At 45.8% G+C, this 1,381-nt stretch carries 1 protein-coding gene; it reads left to right on the top strand.

Annotated features, from left to right (window positions below; translation table 11 throughout):
* Window positions 1–1,381: Ig-like domain-containing protein (locus tag CWC17_RS18725; protein ID WP_171042114.1), on the top strand; the 1,381-nt coding region annotated here is incomplete at both ends.

Below are 1,381 nucleotides of genomic sequence, written 5' to 3'. Positions count from 1 at the left end.
TTGCACGTTATTGTTAGATGTGCCTAATGAGTTAAGTGAAGGTGAATTTACCGTTGAAGTATCGGTTACCGACGCCGCAGGCAATGAAACCACAGCCACCACAACTGGTGAAGTTGACATAACTGCGCCGGTTGTGACGATAAATGCGTTAGGTGATACGAGTGATACTACTCCGACCCTATCTGGTACAGTTAGCGGCGAGCCTACGGGGTCAACCGTTACTTTAACCGTAACGGATGCAAATGGTGCAGTGCAAACAATCACAGCACAAGTTATTGCTGATGGTAGCTGGACGGTTGAAGTGCCTGTTGCTTTAGCGGAAGGTACTTATACGGTTGATGCTAGTATTAGTGATAGCGTCGGCAATGAAGGCACTGCAAGTGCCTCTGGCACCATCGATACAAGTGCGTTAACTATCACTATCGATGTGATTGGTGAAACCAACGATCAAACACCGCAAATAAGCGGTGATACTTTTAATGCAGAAGTGGGCTCGTCTATAGAAGTTCAGATAACAGACTCTACTGGGGCAACGATCACCCTAACCACCGTTGTTGATGCAAACGGACAGTGGAGTGTTACACCACCTGCAGATTTACCCGAGGGAAATATATCAATCAGTGCAACTGTAACTGATTTAGGCGGTGGCTCAGCCACCACCGAGCTTGATGCTGTAATTGATATTACGCCGCCGACTATACAGATTAACGACCTAGAAACCAGTAATGATACAACACCAATTATTGCTGGTAATACTACAGGCGCAGTTTCTGGCACTGTAATAAGCTTGACTGTTACTGATTCTCAAGGCGTTGTTCGCTCGTTTAATACGACAACGGATGCACAAGGGAATTGGAGTGTAGAGCTTTCTCAAGAGTTGGCTTCAGGGGATTATACTGTACAAGCAGAGGTTTCTGATGCTGCAGGCAATAGTGCTTTAGATACAGCAACCGGTAATATCGATACTTCAGGGCCAAGTTTAACCATTGACTTTGATGCTGTAACTAATGATACAACACCTACTATTTCAGGCACGAGTGATGCCGATGTAGGCACTACGGTTACTGTGGTGATTACTGATGAAAACGGTGTAGAGCAAACACTGACTACCACAGTTGATGCCAATGGAAATTGGGCAGTAACCCCTCAGACAGAGTTGAATGAAGGTGATAACACCATCGAAGTGAGTGTGTCTGATGAAGCAGGAAACACGACAACAGTAACCGATACAATTACTTTAGACACGCAAGCACCCACACTTACGATACAAAATGTAGGCGATGTAAACGACCTAACACCGACATTACAGGGCACCAGTAACGAAATTGGCGGCACGGTGACACTCACCGTGACCGACAGTGATGGCGCTGATCAAAAACTC

The organism is Pseudoalteromonas sp. S3785, from assembly GCF_005887365.1.
In the GTDB taxonomy this organism is placed as follows: domain Bacteria; phylum Pseudomonadota; class Gammaproteobacteria; order Enterobacterales; family Alteromonadaceae; genus Pseudoalteromonas.
This window is presented reverse-complemented; position numbering and strand designations above follow the sequence as displayed.